This window comes from Pseudothauera nasutitermitis (assembly GCF_004801295.1).
In the GTDB taxonomy this organism is placed as follows: Bacteria; Pseudomonadota; Gammaproteobacteria; order Burkholderiales; family Rhodocyclaceae; genus Pseudothauera; species Pseudothauera nasutitermitis.
The window spans coordinates 1-17,069 of the sequence record NZ_SSOC01000011.1 but is presented as its reverse complement, the minus strand read 5'-3'; the positions used below and the strand labels follow the sequence as shown (position 1 = coordinate 17,069).

Annotated in this window: 14 protein-coding genes; 9 read left to right on the top strand and 5 right to left on the bottom strand. The window is 69.7% G+C overall.

Annotated elements, in window-relative coordinates; translation table 11 throughout:
* Positions 1–11 precede the first annotated feature (11 nt).
* The 3 genes from E6C76_RS21480 to E6C76_RS21470 are packed head-to-tail and all read right to left on the bottom strand — an operon-like array spanning position 12 to position 4,357.
* The gene (locus E6C76_RS21480; RefSeq protein WP_136350317.1) at positions 12–785 is read right to left on the bottom strand and encodes a 3'-5' exonuclease; all 774 of its coding nucleotides are present in this window, start codon (positions 783–785) and stop codon (positions 12–14) included.
* 13 nt (positions 786–798) lie between these two features.
* Positions 799–2,706 carry a DUF294 nucleotidyltransferase-like domain-containing protein gene (locus tag E6C76_RS21475; protein ID WP_136350316.1) on the bottom strand — a complete coding sequence of 636 codons (1,908 nt, stop codon included), beginning with the start codon at positions 2,704–2,706 and terminating at the stop codon, positions 799–801.
* Positions 2,707–2,725: 19 nt separating this feature from the next.
* On the bottom strand, positions 2,726–4,357 hold the full coding sequence (locus tag E6C76_RS21470; protein ID WP_136350315.1) for a BCCT family transporter: 1,632 nt from the start codon (positions 4,355–4,357) through the stop codon (positions 2,726–2,728).
* 558 nt (positions 4,358–4,915) lie between these two features.
* On the opposite strand from E6C76_RS21470, the gene E6C76_RS21465 reads away from it, so the two are divergent.
* The 5 genes from E6C76_RS21465 (at position 4,916) to metW (ending at position 9,205) form a co-directional block, all read left to right on the top strand.
* Complete coding sequence (locus E6C76_RS21465) at positions 4,916–5,299, top strand: PTS sugar transporter subunit IIA (protein WP_136350314.1); 384 nt, start codon at positions 4,916–4,918, stop codon at positions 5,297–5,299.
* A gap of 11 nt (positions 5,300–5,310) precedes the next feature.
* Entirely contained in the window at positions 5,311–5,580 is a 270-nt protein-coding gene (locus E6C76_RS21460; protein WP_136350313.1) for an HPr family phosphocarrier protein, read from the top strand.
* Positions 5,581–5,583: 3 nt separating this feature from the next.
* Positions 5,584–7,311, top strand: coding sequence for a phosphoenolpyruvate--protein phosphotransferase (ptsP, locus tag E6C76_RS21455; protein ID WP_136350312.1), 1,728 nt, complete (start codon positions 5,584–5,586; stop codon positions 7,309–7,311).
* 179 nt (positions 7,312–7,490) lie between these two features.
* A complete protein-coding gene (gene metX / locus E6C76_RS21450; protein WP_136350311.1) occupies positions 7,491–8,621 on the top strand; it encodes a homoserine O-succinyltransferase MetX in 1,131 nt (376 codons plus the stop codon).
* Positions 8,618–9,205 (top strand): methionine biosynthesis protein MetW, encoded by a 588-nt coding sequence (metW, locus tag E6C76_RS21445; RefSeq protein ID WP_136350363.1) that lies wholly within the window; start codon positions 8,618–8,620, stop codon positions 9,203–9,205. The genes metX and metW overlap by 4 nt, the downstream gene beginning before the upstream one ends.
* Before the next feature lie 32 nt (positions 9,206–9,237).
* On the opposite strand, the gene E6C76_RS21440 is transcribed toward metW, so the two are convergent.
* Positions 9,238–9,555, bottom strand: coding sequence for a hypothetical protein (locus E6C76_RS21440; RefSeq protein ID WP_136350310.1), 318 nt, complete (start codon positions 9,553–9,555; stop codon positions 9,238–9,240).
* 209 nt (positions 9,556–9,764) lie between these two features.
* Between E6C76_RS21440 and E6C76_RS21435 the strand changes: the two genes are divergently transcribed.
* The 4 genes from E6C76_RS21435 to E6C76_RS21420 all read left to right on the top strand — a co-directional run bounded on the left by E6C76_RS21435 (position 9,765) and on the right by E6C76_RS21420 (position 15,327).
* Positions 9,765–12,872, top strand: coding sequence for a putative bifunctional diguanylate cyclase/phosphodiesterase (locus E6C76_RS21435; RefSeq protein ID WP_211090313.1), 3,108 nt, complete (start codon positions 9,765–9,767; stop codon positions 12,870–12,872).
* Between the two features lie 30 nt (positions 12,873–12,902).
* Positions 12,903–13,619 carry a uracil-DNA glycosylase family protein gene (locus E6C76_RS21430; RefSeq protein WP_136350309.1) on the top strand — a complete coding sequence of 239 codons (717 nt, stop codon included), beginning with the start codon at positions 12,903–12,905 and terminating at the stop codon, positions 13,617–13,619.
* A gap of 135 nt (positions 13,620–13,754) precedes the next feature.
* Entirely contained in the window at positions 13,755–14,408 is a 654-nt protein-coding gene (gene can / locus E6C76_RS21425) for a carbonate dehydratase (RefSeq protein ID WP_136350308.1), read from the top strand.
* Positions 14,409–14,424: 16 nt separating this feature from the next.
* Positions 14,425–15,327, top strand: a complete 903-nt coding sequence (locus E6C76_RS21420; RefSeq protein WP_136350307.1) for an ROK family protein — start codon at positions 14,425–14,427, stop codon at positions 15,325–15,327.
* 7 nt (positions 15,328–15,334) lie between these two features.
* On the opposite strand, the gene E6C76_RS21415 is transcribed toward E6C76_RS21420, so the two are convergent.
* The coding region (locus E6C76_RS21415; RefSeq protein WP_136350306.1) for a primosomal protein N' at positions 15,335–17,069 on the bottom strand (1,735 nt) is incomplete at its 5' end.

Sequence of the window (17,069 nt, the reverse complement as noted above, 5' to 3'; positions counted from 1 at the left end):
GCCCTGCTCGCCTAGCTCCACAGCTCGGCGAGCGATGTGTCCGCCGCGTAGCGGTGGGCCACCTGGGCCTGCAGCAGCTCGGCGGCGGCCAGTGCATCGACCGCCGCGTGGTGCGGGCGGTAGCGCGGCAGGCCGTAACGTGCGCGCGCGGCGGCCAGGCGGATCGACGGCACCGGCGCGCGGCGGCCGAACAGGCCGGCCAGCCATGCCCAGACCGACGGAGGCTGGCGATGCGCGCGCGCTTCCAGTTCCATGGTGTCGATGGCGGGGAATTCCAGCACCTCGCCCAGGCGCTCGCGGCACGCGGCGGCCAGAAAGCCGCGCTCGATCGGTGCGCAATGCGCTACCACCACGCGCCCGGCCAGTTGCTCCAGCAGTTCGCCGAGCACTTCGGTGAAATCCGGCGCATCGGCGACCTGGGAGTGGGTGATGCCGTGTACGGCCACCGACTCGGCATCGAGCGCGCGGCGCGGGCGCACGATCCAGTGGCGCGAGGCGCTGGCGCGGATGCGCGTCAGGTCGAAGGGCACCAGGCCGACGCTGACGATCTCGTCGCGTTCCGGGTCCAGTCCGGTGGTTTCCACGTCCACCGCCACCAGTTCCACCTGCCCCAGCGGCGTGTCGCCAGCCGGCGCACCAGCCGCGTAGAAGGCGCACAGGCGGGGGTCGCGCGCTTCGGCGGCGAGTGCCGCGCAGCGCGCAGTCCAGTCCGGCGCGAGGTCCGCGCGCGCGACGCGCGGGACAGATGGAGCGCCCGGATCACGCGGCGGGCCCAGGTAGAGCATGCTGGTTCGGCCCTCAGTTAGCCCGCCCGGGCTGGTAGCGGAATTTGAGGAATTTCTGCGCGTCAGCGAGGATCTGGAAGGCGTCGCGCAGGCTCTTGCGCTCGAAATCCGAGAGCTTTTCCGGTTCGATGCTGTTGTCCGGCTCGCGCCCGGCGGCCAGATCCTCGGCCTGGTGGCGCACGCGCACGGCGAAGATGAATTCCAGCGCGTCGTGCAGATCCTGCCCGCGCCCGCGCGGCAGGATGTCGGCGGCGATGATGTCGCGCAGGCGCTCGAAGGAGTTGCGCGCGCGCGAGCCCACCGCCAGCGCATGCACGCGCACCAGGTCTGCGAGCGGCGCGGTGCCGCGGCGCTTCATGTTGATGGCGTTGCTGTGGCGGCCGTCGGATTCCATCACGAAATCCTTGAAGAAGCCCAGCGGCGGCGTGCGCAGCAAGGCGTTGCGCGCCATGCAGGCGAGGAAGAGCGAGTTGCCGCGCGCCTTGCGCGCCACCAGTTCGCGCAGGCGGTCGGCCCAGGCGGTCTCTCCCCACACGCCGTCGAGATCGAAGAAGATGCCGCTGTCGAGCAGGCCCTGCGCGCTGGGGCGCTCGATCCATGCGCTGAAATAGCCTTCCCACACATGCAGCGGCTGGCGCCAGCGCGGGTTGGTGGCCATCACCCCGCCGGTGCAGTAGCTGTAGCCGCAGCGCGCCAGACCGTCGCAGACGAAGGTGGCAAGCGCCTTGAAGTAGTCGTCGTGGCGCGCCGGATCGAAGCGCTCGTCGAGGATCAGCGCATTGTCCTGGTCGGTGACGATGAGCTGCTCCTGGCGCGCCATCGAGCCCAGCGCGAGAAAGCAGTACGGCACCGGCGGCGGTCCCAGCTCGGCCTCGGCCAGTTCCAGCAGGCGCTGCTTGAAGCTGCGCCCGATAGCCGACATCACCGCGCCGACCACGCGCGAGCTGGCCTCCTCGCCCACCATGCGGACGAAGCAGGCGCGCACGTCGGCGGTCAGCGCGGCCAGGTCGTCCACGCTCTGCTGGCGGAAGATGTTGCCCACCACGAACAGGCTGTTGCGCGATTCGTGGTGGATGATGTCGGACAGCGCGATCACCCCGATCGGCTGGCTGCCGCGCAGCACCGGCAGGTGATGCACGTTGTTGCGCAGCATGCGCTGCATGGCTTCGAACACCAGCTGGCTGTGCGCCACGGTGACCAGCCCGGTGGACATGATGCGGCTCACCGACGTGTCGTGCGGCAGACCCTCGGCGAGCAGCCGGGTGCGCAGGTCGCGGTCGGTGATGATGCCTACCACGCGCGGCGCCGGGGCGCCCTCCTGACCGTCCTCGCCACCACTCTCTCCGCCGCGCTCGCCGTCGGTGATGAGCAGCGAGGACACGCCTTCCTCGGTCATCCGGCGCGCGGCGTCGAGCGCGCTGGCTTCGTGGCCGAGCATCACCGGCGCGCGCCCGACCAGGCTGTCGACCTTGGCGGTCATCGGCTGGTTGGCGTCCTCGCGGCGCGACACCACCTGGCGCAGACGCGAGCGGTCCTCGATCTCGACGTAGTCGGCGAAGGCTTCGTTGTTCTCGAACAGTTCGGTGAACACCGGTTCGGGAATCTGATAGACCAGCGTGTCTTCCAGCGCCGCCGCCGGGAAACGCACGCGCTTGTTGCGCAGCAGGCCGAACTCGCCGAAGTAGCCGCCCTCGGTCAGCCGGTTGTACAGCGTGCCGTCGCGCCGATATACCTCCACCGCGCCGCTGCGCACCACGAACCACCATTCGGCGGTCTGGCCGAATTCCAGGATGCGCTCGCCGGCCTTGTAGTAGCGTACGTCCACCGCCGCCGCCACGCCGCGCAGGGTGTCCTCCGGCAAGCCGGCGAACGGCGGGTGGGCGCGCAGGAAATCGAGAATCTCGAGCTGTTCGACCTGCATGGCGGGCGGCCCGGCGCGCTCAGCGCGCGCGCGGCTCCGAGAGCAGTCCCTTGACCACCGCCACCGTGGACATCAACAGCACGATGGTGAACGGGAAGCCGGTGGACACCGCCATGGCCTGCAGGGCCACCAGCCCGCCGCCGAGCACCAGGGCGATCGCCACCAGGCCCTCGAAGGTGCACCAGAACACGCGCTGCGGCATCGGTGCGTCGAACTTGCCGCCGGCCGAGATCACGTCGATGACCAGCGAGCCGGAATCCGACGAGGTGACGAAGAACACCACCACCAGGACGATGCCGAAGAACGAGGTGATCTGCGCGAACGGCAGCGCGTCGAGCACGACGAACAGCTGCAGCGGCAGGTCGGCTTCCATGGCCGCCGTGTAGCCGTCGCGCACGAACTGGCCGATGGCGGTGCCGCCGAACACGCTCATCCACAGCGCGCAGGCCAGCGAGGGCACGATGAGCACCGAGATGATGAACTCGCGCACCGTGCGCCCGCGCGACACGCGGGCGATGAACATGCCGACGAAGGGCGACCAGGAAATCCACCATGCCCAGTAGAACGCCGTCCAGCCCTGGGAGAAGTTGGCATCCTCGCGGCCGAACGGGTTGGCCAGCGCGGGCAGGTATTGCGCATAGGCACCCAGGCTGTCGAAGAAGCCGCCGATGATGGCCAGCGTGGGCCCGGCGGCGACGATGAAGGCGAGCAGCACCAGGGCGAGGATCATGTTGAGTTCGGACAGGCGCTTCACCCCGGCATCCAGCCCGGATACCACCGAGGCTGTGGCCACCGCGGTGATGGCGATCACCAGCACGATCTGCGTGGTTTCGCCGGCCGGGATGCCGAACAGGAAATTGAGCCCCGAAGCGGCCTGCGAGGCGCCCAGGCCGAGCGAGGTGGCCAGGCCGAACAGCGTGGCGAAGATCGCCAGGATGTCGACGACGTGCCCCGGCCAGCCCCACACGCGCTCACCGAGCAACGGGTAGAACACCGAACGCACGGTGAGCGGCAGGCCCTTGTTGAAGGAGAACAGCGCGAGGCCGAGCGCCAGCACCGCGTAGATGGCCCACGGGTGCAGCGCCCAATGGTAGATGGTGGCCGCCATGGCCAGGCGCTGGGCGGCGTGCGCATCGCCCGCAGCGCCGGCCAGCGGCGCCCAGTCGGTGCGCACGCCGCCTTCCGCCGCCACGCCGCCGAAGGCGCTGGAGAAGTGCGACAGCGGCTCGGACACGCCGAAGAACATCAGCCCGATGCCCATGCCGGCGGCGAACAGCATGGAGAACCAGCCCAGGTAGGAATAGTCCGGCTTGGCCTCGGTGCCGCCCAGGCGCACCCGCCCCAGCGGCGAGAACGCCAGCCCCAGGCAGACCAGCACGAAGACGTTGCCGGAGGCGATGAAGAACCAGTCCAGGTTGCTGGTGAGCCACTCGCGCAGGCCGCCGAACCACGGCCCGGCCTGATTGCGGAACAGCAGGGTGAAGACCACGAAGGCGATCACCGTGACCCCGGAGATGAGGAACACCCGGTTGTGGATGTCCAGGCCGAACGGGCCGACCTTGAACACGATGTTGTCCTGACCGATCTTGTAATCGGTATCGATGGGATTGACCTTGCCATCGGGCCGCGTGTAATCCCGTTCCTCGCTCATGCGATACCTCACTGTCGTTGTTTTCGGGAACGTGTAAGAGCCTGTCTACGACCTTTTCATAGGCCCCGTTTCCCCGCCAGGCCGGTCGATGCAAGGCACAAAGCGCCGTCGGGCTGGTGGCCCGGCGAGCATTTGTAACGCGGCAGCGGCCCTGCCTGGCGGGGAAACCCGAAGGGCAGCCGCCCAAAGCGCCCCACGCCGCGCGTCTTGAGCGGAACACTTTGGGCGGCTGCGGGGCCTACGAAAAGGTCGTAGACAAGCTCCAAGGGCGCCCACGCGGCGCCCTCGCTTTTTTACTATAAGGACAGCGGCCCCGTGGCACAACGCCGGAAGTCTCACGAAACGCAGCAGCCATGCCTCGTGGAGAGCCCTGGACGCAGCGGCCGCGACAATCGGATCGATGCCATGCGGTTTTCCGTACGGCATCACAGAAATTCCATATGGCATTTCCCGGCAACCCGCCCACGATGCGGCATCGCGTCATGAGCGTCGCGGACGCATCGGCTACAATCACGCGGTTGCGTCTTTTCCGCCCCCTTGCACGGATTTCCCTGGCCCATGATCGGTATCTTCCTCGTTACCCACGCCAGCCTCGGCGAATCGCTCATCCAGTGCGCCTGCCACGTGCTCGGCAAACGCCCGCCGCAACTCGCCCAACTGGGCGTCAGCGTGCAGGACGATCCGCAGGAACTGCTGCCGGTGGCCCGCCAGATGGCCGCGTGGACCGACAGCGGGCGCGGCGTGCTGGTGCTCACCGACATCTTCGGCGCCACGCCGTCCAACATCGCCACCCAGCTGCTCGAACCGGGGCGCATCGAGGGCATCGCGGGCGTCAGCCTGCCGATGCTGCTGCGCGCGCTGACCCACCGCGAGAAGGATTTCCCCGCACTGATCGAACGTACCGTCGCGGGTGCCAGCGACGGTGCCCTGCACATCGTCTGAGTCGATCCACCATGCCCACAGCGGAAGCCCTCATCATCAACAAGCTCGGCCTGCACGCGCGCGCCTCGGCCAAGCTCACCCAGACCGCCAGCAGCTACCAGGCCGAGGTCTGGCTGGAGCGCAACGGCCGGCGGGTCAACGCCAAGAGCATCATGGGGGTGATGATGCTGGCCGCCTCGCGCGGTGCCACGATCACCGTGGAGACGGAGGGCGAGGATGCGCAGGCCGCGCTGGACGCCATCCTCGCGCTGATCGCCGACCGCTTCGGCGAGGAGGAGTAAGCCATGCCGTTCGCGATCCACGGGCTGCCGGTCTCCCAGGGGATCGCCATCGGCCATGTGCATCTGGTCTCGCACGCGCTGCTGGAGGTCAATCACTACCACGTCGCGCAGCGCCACCTCGACGAGGAACTGGAGCGCCTGGACGATGCGGTGGCCACCGTGCAGGGCGAACTGATCGGCCTCAAGGCGGCCGCCACCGCCGGCCATACCCACAGCGAGGTGGGCGCCTTCGTCGATCTGCAGATCATGCTGCTCGCCGATCCGATGCTGATCGGCGCGGCGCGCGAACTGATCGGCGAACGGCGCTGCAACGCCGAATGGGCGCTGGTGCAGCAGATGGAACACCTGGTCGAGCAGTTCCAGCAGATCGAGGACCCCTACCTGCGCGAGCGCCAGGCCGACGTGGTGCAGGTGGTCGAACGCCTGGTGAAGGTGCTGCTCGGCCACCCCGGCCATCTGCCGCCGAAGCGGCGCGACGGCCTGGGCACCATCATCGTCGCCCACGACCTGTCGCCGGCCGACACCATCAGTTTCCGCGACCACAACATCTCCGGCTTCGTCACCGACGTCGGCGGCCCCACCAGCCACACCGCCATCGTCGCGCGCAGCCTGGCGATTCCCGCCGTGGTCGGCCTGCACCACATCCGCGACGTGGTCGAGGACGACGAACTGCTGATCGTCGACGGCACGCGCGGCGTGGTCATCATCGGCCCCGACGAGCGCACCGTCGAGGAATACCGCCTGCGCCGCTCCGAACTGGAACTGGAACGCTCCAAGCTCAAGCGCCTGAAGGACACCCCCGCCACCACGCTGGACGGCGAGGACGTCAGCCTGCTGGTCAACATCGAAGGCCCCAAGGACGTGGCCACCGCGCGCAGCGTCAACGCCGACGGCGTGGGCCTGTACCGCACCGAATTCCTGTTCATCGGCCGCGACACGCTGCCCGACGAGGACGAGCAGTACGAGGCCTACCGCAGCGTGCTGAAGACCATGGGCAAGCGCCCGGTGACCATCCGCACCTTCGACGTGGGCGCCGACAAGGCGCTCAACGGCGCGGCGCGCCCGGAACCCAACCCGGCGCTGGGCCTGCGCGCGGTGCGCTACTCGCTGGCCGAGCCGAAGATGTTCCTCACCCAGCTGCGCGCCCTGCTGCGTGCCTCGGTGCACGGCCGGCTGCGCATCATGGTGCCGATGCTGGCGCACGCCCACGAGATCGACCAGTCGCTCGCGCTGGTGGACAAGGCGCGCGCCGAACTGCGCGCCGAGCGCATCAAATTCGACGAGAGCGTGGAGATCGGCGGCATGATCGAGGTGCCCGCCGCCGCGCTGGCGCTGGGCATGTTCATCCGCCGGCTGTCCTTCCTGTCCATCGGCACCAACGACCTGATCCAGTACACCCTGGCCATCGACCGCGCCAACGAATCCGTCGCCCACCTCTACGACCCGCTGCATCCGGCCGTGCTCAAGCTCATCGGCGGCACCATCCAGGCCGGCGCGCGCTACGGCCTGCCGGTGTCGGTGTGCGGCGAGATGGCCGGCGACCCGGCCTACACCCTGCTGCTGCTCGGCATGGGCCTGCGCAACTTCTCCATGCACCCGGCCAACGTGCTGGAGATCAAGCAGCAGGTGCTGCGCGCCGACGTCGGCGATCTCGCCCCCAAGGTGCAGCGCATCCTCAAGATGGACGAACAGGCGCGCGTGCGCGAGGCCGTCGAGCGCCTCGCGGGCTGAGACGCTTCCTCCTGCATGCTCCCCGCCGGTTTGACATTTCCCCGTACGCGCGCTAATTTCGCAGCCTTAGCGCCGATTTGATCTACAGCTTGCGGGCGCTCAACAAATCCGGCTAAAGCGAGGGCAGCCCAGTCCGCGTTTTCCAGCCGGCTGGGCTTTTCGTTTTCACGCCGCACATCATGACCCAACCCGGATCCGTCGGGATCGTCGCCCCCCAGCGGGCGCGCTTCACCGAACCGCTGCCGCTGCGAAGCGGCGGCCGGCTGGACGAGTACGAACTCGTCTATGAAACCTACGGCCAGCTCAACGCCGCACGCGACAACGCGGTGCTGGTCTGCCACGCGCTGTCCGGCTCGCACCACGTCGCCGGCACCTACGCCGACCAGCCCGACAACCTCGGCTGGTGGGACAACCTGATCGGCCCCGGCAAGCCGCTGGACACGCGCAAGTTCTTCGTCATCGGGGTGAACAACCTCGGCGGCTGCCACGGCAGCAGCGGCCCCAGTGCGCTCAACCCGGCCACCGGGCGGCGCTGGGGGGCGGATTTCCCCTTCGTCACCGTCGAGGACTGGGTCGACGCCCAGGCCCGCCTGATGGACCAGCTCGGCATCGAGCGCCTGGCGGCGGTGGTCGGCGGCAGCCTGGGCGGCATGCAGGCGCTGTCCTGGACGCTGCAGTACCCGGAACGCGTGCGCCATGCCGCAGTGATCGCCTCGGCCCCCAAGCTGTCGGCACAGAACATCGCCTTCAACGAGGTGGCGCGCCAGGCCATCCTCACCGATCCGGATTTCCACAGCGGCCATTACTACGACCACGGCGTGGTGCCCGCGCGCGGGCTCAAGCTGGCGCGCATGGTGGGCCACATTACCTACCTGTCCGACGACTCGATGGGCGAGAAATTCGGCCGCAGCCTGCGCCACGGCAAGGCGGTGTACAGCTACGACGTCGAATTCGAGATCGAGTCCTACCTGCGCTACCAGGGCGACAAGTTCGCCGGCTTCTTCGACGCCAACACCTATCTGCTGACCACCAAGGCGCTCGACTACTACGATCCGGCCTTCGCCCACGGCGGCGACCTCGCCCAGGCGCTGGCCGTGGCCAGCGCGCGCTTCCTGGTGGTGTCCTTCACCACCGACTGGCGCTTCGCCCCGGAACGCTCGCGCGAGATCGTGTACGCCCTGCTGCACAACCAGCGCGCGGTGAGCTACGCGGAGATCGACTGCCCGGCCGGGCACGACTCCTTCCTGCTCGACGACCCGCGCTACCACGGCGTGCTGGGCGCCTGGTTCGACCGCATCGAGGTGCGCTGATGATCTACCGCTACGATTTCGACGTGATCGCCCAGTGGATCGCCCCGGGCGAACGAGTGCTCGACCTGGGCTGCGGCGACGGCAGCCTGCTGCGCCATCTGATGGACGCGCGCCAGGTGCATGGCTACGGCGTGGAGAACGCCCCGGAAAACCTGCTGGCCTGCGTGAAGAACGGTGTCAACGTGATCCAGATCGACATGGAGAAGGGCCTGGCCGGCTTCGAGGACGGCTTCTTCGACCACGTCATCATGAGCCTGTCGCTGCAGGCCATCCACAACACCGTGGGCATCCTCGCGGAAATGCTGCGGGTGGGCCGCGAGGCGGTGGTCAGCTTCCCCAATTTCGGCTACTGGCGCCACCGCCAGAGCATCCTCAACGGCCGCATGCCGGTGTCGGAAAGCCTGCCGCACCAGTGGTTCAACACGCCCAACGTGCGCTTCTTCACCATCGCCGACTTCGATGCGCTGTGCGCGGACAACGGCATCGCGGTACGCGAACGGCTCGCCTTCGACGAAGGTACGCTGATCCTGGAAGAACCCAACTTCCTCGCCAGCGTGGCCGTATACCGCCTCGGGCGGAACTGAGCGGGGCCCGCGCCCCGCTCCGCACGGACGGATCAGCCGACCAGGAAGCCGGCCACGTCCACCCGGATGGCCGGCCGCGCAAGCGCCACGGCCACCGCCGCGGCGAACTGGCGCGCCCAGTCGCCCGGCTGCCTGAAGCGTTCCTCGCCGCCGTACTTGGCCACGTTGAGGATCATGTCGAGCACCAGGATCTTGCCCATCGGATTCGACGGCGAGCATTCCAGCACTTCGAACTCGCGCGCCAGCCAGGCGCGCGCCTTGTCCTTGTCCAGGTTGGCCGTGTCGCCGTCATGCACCACCAGTTCGTACTCCCGGTTCGAACCGAAGGACACGGTAATATGCTGGCTCATCTTGGTCTCCTCTTTTTGGCTGTGGTTATGGTGAAGCCGCATTGTCTGCCCGGCGGTCCGCACAGGCAAGCCCATACGCCGGCGTATCGCTGCGGCGCACGATTGTAAGCCCCGGAGCGGACTGTCAGAATCGTCCGCCGGGACGCCCTCCGCCGAACACCGGCATCCCGGCATGGCACGCCCCTCCGACCCCAACCCGGTGGCCTCGCATGTCCAGAACGAGATTGGACCCATTCACCGTCCAGTTCGGCGCGGTGTTCCTGATCGTTGCCAGTGCCATCGCGCTGGCCTTCCTGGCCTATTACCAGCAGCAGATCGTCAGCGTGCGCGAACGCGCCCACGCCGAACTGCAGTCCACCGCCGATCTTCTCGCCCAGGACGTCGCACGCTGGCGCGGCGAGCGTCTCGGCGACGGCGAGGTCCTGCGCCGCAACCGCGCCGGGCTGAACGGCCTGGAGCACGCGCTGGCGCGCCCCGGCGGCACCCCGGACGCCGAACTGCGCCACTGGCTGCAGGGCTATCTGGATGCGTTCGATTACGAAAGCGTGCTGGTGCTCGGCCGCGACGGCACCCCGCTGTTCACCCTCGGCCAGACGCACCGTCTCTCGGCGGAAAGCGCCGTGCTGGCGGCCCACGCGCGCCAGCACGGCTTCGTCGAACTGACGACCCTGCAGCACGATGAAGCCGGACGCGCCTATCTCGATCTGGTCATCCCCGTGCCCCTCGCCGACGCGCAATGGCGCATCGGCGCGGTGGTCCTGCGTGTCTCGCCAGAACGCTATCTGGTCCCCTTGCTGCGCGGCTGGCCGCGCAGCCGCCGCTCCGGCGAAACCCTGCTGCTCGACGAACGCGACGGCCACGTCCGTCCCATCCTCCCCGAACACGCCCGCCTCGACGATCCGCCCCAGGGCGGCACGGTGCTCGACGATCCGGAAGCGCTCGCCGCCGCCGTGCTGCGCGTGCAGGCCGCCGACCCGCAGCGCGTCCCCCAGCTGTTCGCCGCCGGTGCGCGGGTGGCCGACTCCAACTGGCTGCTGGTCAGCAAGGTGGATCGCAACGAACTGCTCGCCGGCGCACGCACGCAGATCATCACCGCGGCCACCGCCAGCCTGCTCTTGCTGATCGCCACCGCCTTCGCGCTGGGACGCATCTGGCGCAACCAGCGCCGCATCACGCGCAGCCGCCTGCACGAGGAACTGCGCTACCGCCGCGAACTGGAGCGCCTGCGCAACGATCTGATGGCCACCATGGAGGTCGCCCGCCTGGGCGGCTGGGAACGCGACCTGGAAAGCGGCGAGCTGTGGTGGTCCGAACGCGCGCGGGAGCTGCTCGGCATCGGCCCCGACGTGGCGCCCTCGCGCGCGGCCTTCCTCGAACGCGTGCATCCCGACGACCGCGAACACGTGCGCAAGGTACTCGCCGAGGCCGACCGTGCGGGCAGCGGCGGCGAATTCGGCTACCGCGTGCTCACCCACGACGGCGAAACACGCTACCTGCACAACCGCTTCCACCCGGAAACCGACGCCAACGGCCGCATGCGCTGGGTGGGCACGATCCAGGACGTGACCGGACGCGAGCGCATCGCACGCGAACTGGAACGCAAGTCCGCCTATCTGCTGGCCATCGTCAACCATCTGCCGCAAGGCATCAGCGTGTTCGACGAGACCCTGCACCTGCAGTACTGGAACGCCGGCTTCGCCGACGTTCTCGGCCTGCCGCCCGACGTCCTGCGCCGCGACACCCCGTTCGACGAACTCATCAGGGTGCCCGCGCAGCGCGGGGAGTACGGACCGGGCGATCCGGCCGAGCACGTGCGCCACCGCCGCGAGCTGGCGCTGCGCTTCCAGGCCCACCGCTTCGAGCGCACCCGGCCCAACGGGCGCACCCATCTGGTGGCCGGCGAGCCGCTGTTCATCGACGGCAAGGTGGCCGGCTTCATCACCACCTATACCGACATCACCGAACGCAAACACGCCGAGGCGGAGATCGAGCACCTCGCCCACCACGACATGCTCACCGGGCTGGCCAACCGCTTCGCGCTCGACGCCCGCCTGCAGCAATCGCTCGCCGACGCGCGGCGCAACGGCTACGGGCTGGCCGTGCTGTTCCTCGATCTCGACCGCTTCAAGCACATCAACGACTCGCTCGGCCACCCGGTGGGCGACGAACTGCTCAAGCAGGTCGCCGAGCGCCTGCGCGCCACCGTGCGCGAGGCCGACATCGTCGCGCGCCAGGGCGGCGACGAATTCGTCGTGGTCGCCCAGGGCGCCGGCGAGGGCATGGATGCCGCGCACGTCGCCGAAAAGATCCTCGCCCGCCTGTCCACGCCCTACCACGTCGACGGCAGCGAACTGCACACCACGCCGTCGATCGGCATCGCCATGTTCCCCGAGGACGGCGAGGATGCCGCCGAACTGCTGCGCAACGCCGACACCGCGATGTACCACGCCAAGACACTCGGGCGCGCCAACTATCAGTTCTACACCGAGTCGATGAACCGCAAGGCCACCGAGCGCCTGAACCTCGAACGCAAGCTGCGCCAGGCCCTGCGGCACGGCGAGTTCGAACTGTGGTACCAGCCCCAGCTGTCTGCCGCCGGCGGACGCATCACCGGCGTCGAGGCGCTGGCGCGCTGGCACCACCCGGAGGACGGCCCCATTCCCCCCGCGCGCTTCATCCCGCTCGCCGAGGAAACCGGGTTGATCGTCCCCCTGGGGCACTGGGTGCTGCACGAGGCCTGCCGCCAGGCACGCGCATGGATGGACGAAGGGCTGGCGCCGCTGCGCATCTCGGTGAACCTCTCCGCCCGCCAGCTGATGCACGCCGGGCTGGCCGACGCCATCGCCGAGGCGCTCGCCGACAGCCGGCTGCCCGCCGGACTGCTGGAGCTGGAAATCACCGAAAGCGCGGTGATGGAGCGCCCGGACGACGCCACCGAGGTACTCCAGGGCCTCAAGCGCCTGGGCGTGCGGCTGGCCATCGACGACTTCGGCACCGGCTATTCCTCGCTGTCCTACCTCAAGCTGTTCCCGCTCGACCACCTGAAGATCGACCGCTCCTTCGTCTCCGACATCGAGCACGACGCCAACGACGCGGCCATCGTCGCCGCCGCCGTGTCGCTGGCGCACAGCCTCGGCCTGTCGGTGATCGCCGAGGGTGTGGAAAGCGCCGAACAGGTGGCCCGCCTCGCCGGGCTCGGCTGCGACGAACTGCAGGGCTACCACTTCAGCCGCCCCCTGCCGGCCGGCCTGCTGGTCGACTGGCTGCGTGTGCGCCAGGACGCGGCACCCCGCGAATGGCCGCCGTCCGGGGGATAATGGCGGCTTTCTCCGCTCCGCTTCCCACCGATGTCCGCTTCCGCCCTGATCGACGCCGCCGCCCACCTGTCCCACCGCCTCGCCGGCCTGCGCTTCGCCGCCCCGGTCAGCCATGTCTACAACCCGCTGGAGTACGCTTGGGACATCCACCGCGCGTATCTGCAACGCTACGGCGCCGGCCGCAAGCGCGTGGTCTTCCTGGGCATGAACCCCGGCCCCTTCGGCATGGTGCAGACCGGCGTGCCCTTCGGCGAGGTCGGCATCGCGCGCGACTGGCTGGGACTGGCCGGCCCGGTGGGTCAGCCCGCCGTGGTCAATCCCAAGCGTCCGGTGGAAGGCTTCGCGTGCACGCGCTCGGAAGTCAGCGGACGCCGCCTGTGGGGCCTGTTCCAGGAACGCTTCGACACGCCGGAAGCCTTCTTCGCTGAACACTTCGTCGCCAACTACTGTCCGCTGGCCTTCTTCGACCACGGCCGCAACCTCACCCCGGACAAGCTGCCCGCCGCCGAGCAGCGCCCGCTGCTGGAAGCCTGCGACGAACACCTGCGCGCGCTGGTCGCCGCGCTGCGCCCGGACTGGCTGATCGGCGTGGGCGCCTGGGCCGAGAAGCGCGCCGCCGAAGCACTCGGCGCCGACGCCCCGCGCCTCGGCCGCATCCTGCACCCCAGCCCGGCCAGCCCGGCGGCCAACCGCGGCTGGGCCGAGGCCGCCAGCGAGCAGTTGCGCGTTCTGGGCATCTGGGACTGAGCCGCTCCTGCCGCACCCACGCACGACTGCAATCGGCGCGCCCTCGGCGATTTTCCGCGCGCTGGCTCCGAGGCGGCCGCTCACTCATAATTACGACCGTTTCCACCGGGCCACGCCCGTCAAGGACCCTCATTCATGCCCTTGCCCATCGAGCACCTGTTCACCAACAACATGGCCTGGTCCGAACGCATGCGTACGGAAGACCCGGAATACTTCACCCGCCTGGTCAACCAGCAATCGCCCGAGTATCTGTGGATCGGGTGCTCCGACAGCCGCGTGCCGGCCAACCAGATCATCGGCCTGGCGCCGGGCGAGGTCTTCGTGCATCGCAATGTCGCCAACGTGGTGGTGCATACCGACCTGAACGCCCTGTCGGTGATCCAGTACGCCGTGGATGTGCTGCGCGTGAAGCACGTTCTGGTGGTCGGCCACTACGGCTGCGGCGGCGTGAAGGCGGCGCTCAACAACAACCGTCTGGGCCTCATCGACAACTGGCTGCGCCACGTGCAGGACGTGCGCGACCGCTTCCAGGGCGCGCTGGCCGACCTGGACGATCCGGAAGCGCGCGTCGACCGCCTGTGCGAACTCAACGTGATGCAGCAGGTGGTGAACATCGGCCAGACTTCGGTGCTGCGCGAGGCCTGGGCGCGCGGCCAGAACGTCACCGTGCATGGCTGGTGCTACGGCCTGTCCGACGGGCTGGTGCGCGACCTGAAGGTCAGCGCGCACAGCGTGGAAGAGGCCCAGGACGTCTATCGCACGGCACTCGAACAGGCCACGCGGCGCTGAACGCGCACGGCCGGCCATGCGCATCGGCATCGACCTGGGCGGCAGCAAGATCGAGATCGTCGCGCTCGATGCCGAGGGCCGCGAACGCCTGCGCCACCGCATATCCACCCCGGCCGGCGACTATCCGGCCACCGTCGCCGCCCTGTGCGCGCTGGTCGCCGAGGCCGAACGCGAACTGGGCGTGCAAGGCTGCAGCGTGGGCATCGGCACGCCGGGCTCGCCCTCGCCCATCGACGGGCGCATGCGCAACGCCAACTCCACCTGCCTGAACGGCCGGCCGCTGCTCGACGACCTGCGCGCGGGCCTCGGCCGGGAAGTGCGCATCGCCAACGATGCCAACTGTCTGGCGGTTTCCGAGGCCGTGGACGGCGCGGCGGCTGGCGCGGACGTGGTGTTCGGCGCGATCCTCGGCACCGGGGTGGGCGGCGGCATCGTCGCCCACGGCCGCCTGCTGGTGGGCGCCAACGCCATCGGCGGCGAATGGGGGCATTCCCCGCTGCCGCTGCCCGGGGCCGACGACCTGCCGCTGCCGCCGTGCTACTGCGGGCGGCATGGCTGCGTGGAAACCTACCTGTCCGGCCCCGCGCTGGCCGCCGACCACCTGCGGCACAGCGGCGAGACGCTCGACGCCGCGCGCATCGCCGAACGCGCAGCGGCCGGCGATGCGGTCTGCGGCGCCAGCGTGGCACGCTACGCGGAACGTCTCGCGCGCGCCCTGGCGCCGGTGATCAACCTGCTCGACCCGGACGTGATCGTGCTGGGCGGCGGCCTGTCGCGCATCGATGCGCTGTACCGCGACGTGCCGCGCCTGTGGCGGCCCTACGTGTTCTCCGACTCCATCGTCACCCGCCTGCTGCCCGCCCGCCACGGCGATTCCTCCGGCGTGCGCGGCGCGGTCCGGCTGTGGCAGGCCGCCTGAGCGGAACTCACACTTCCAGCGGATCGACGTCCACGTTCCAGCGCAGTTCGCGCGGCGTGCGCAGCGCACGCAAGGCCGCCAGCCACTCGCCCAGAAAGGCCTGCAGCGGCGCGCGCGCATCGGCCTCGACCAGCAGTTGGGCGCGCTCGCGGCGCGCCAGGCGGGTCATGCGCATCGGCACCGGGTCGTACACGCGCAGGCCGGCCGGCGCGCGTTCGGCGGCCAGGCGCGCCGCCGCGCGCAGGAATTCCACTGCGGCATCGAGCGCCGGCGCATCGGCGCGCAGCATGGCCTGGTGGGTCAGCGGCGGAAAGCCGGCCTGCCGGCGTTCTTCCAGTTCCAGCGCGGCGAAGGCGTCGAAATCGTGGCGCGCCAGACACTGGTAGAGCGGATGCGCGGGGTATTCGGTCTGGATCAGCACCTCGCCGGCCAGATGCGCCCGCCCGGCGCGCCCGCCGACCTGCATCAACTGCTGGAACAGGCGCTCCGGCGCACGGAAGTCGGCGGCGTGCAGCGAGGCGTCCGCGCCCACCACGCCGACCAGGGTAAGGCGCGGAAAGTCGTGGCCCTTGGCCATCATCTGCGTACCCACCAGGATGTCCGCCTCACCGCCGGCAATGGCCGCCAGCAGGTTTTCCCACTGCGCGCGGGTGCGCGCCGAATCGCGGTCCACGCGCAGGATGCGGGCCTGCGGAAAGCGTTCGCCCAGGCGCGCCTCGATGCGCTGGGTGCCGCGCCCGAAGGGCTGGATGTCCTGGTTGCCGCAGGACGGGCAGGCGTGCGGAATCGGCCCGTCGCAGCCGCAGTGGTGGCAGCGCAGGCGGCGGTCGGCCAGATGCACCACCAGATTCGCCGTGCAGTGCGGGCAGGTGCTCACCCAGCCGCAGGCCGGGCAGGACAGCACCGGCGCGTAGCCGCGCCGGTTGAGGAACACCAGGCTCTGCTCGCCGCGCTCCAGGCGCGCTTCGATGGCCTTGCACAAGGCCGGGCTGAGGCCTTCGTCCAGCTTCAGGCGGCGCGTGTCCACGCAGCGCACCGTGGGCAGTTCACTGGCCAGCGCACGGCGTTCCAGGCGCAGGTGGCGATAGCGCCCGCCGCGCGCATGCTGCCAGCTTTCCAGCGAAGGCGTGGCCGAACCCAATACCACCGGCACGCCGCGCTGGCGCGCGCGCCACACCGCCAGATCGCGCGCGGAGTAGCGCACCCCCTCCTGCTGCTTGTAGGAGGCGTCATGCTCCTCGTCCACCAGGATCAGCCCCAGGCGCGGCAGCGCGGCGAACACCGCCAGCCGGGTGCCGAGGACGAGGTCGGCATGGCCTTCCAGCGCGCGCACGAAACCGCGCGAGCGCGCGCCCTCGGCCAGCCCGGAATGCAGGCTGACCACCTCGGCGGCGGGAAAGCGCGCCGCCACGCGTGCTTCCAGCTGCGGCGTGAGGGCGATCTCCGGCACCAGCATCAGCACCTGCCTGCCGGCACGCAGGGTGCGCTCGGCCAGGCGCAGATAGACCTCGGTCTTGCCGCTGCCGGTCACGCCCTGCAGCAGCCAGGCGGCGAAACCGGGCGGCGCGCGCTCGAATTCGGCGAGCACGCCGGCCTGTTCATCGGTCAACGCCGGCAGCACGCCGCCCGTGCCGTCCGCGCCGCCGCGCGTCTCGGCCAGCCAGCCGCGGCGCAGCAGGTCGCCCACCGCCTCGCCCTCCGGCAGGGCGCGGATGACGCTGCGCCGGCGCGCCGCGCCGTCC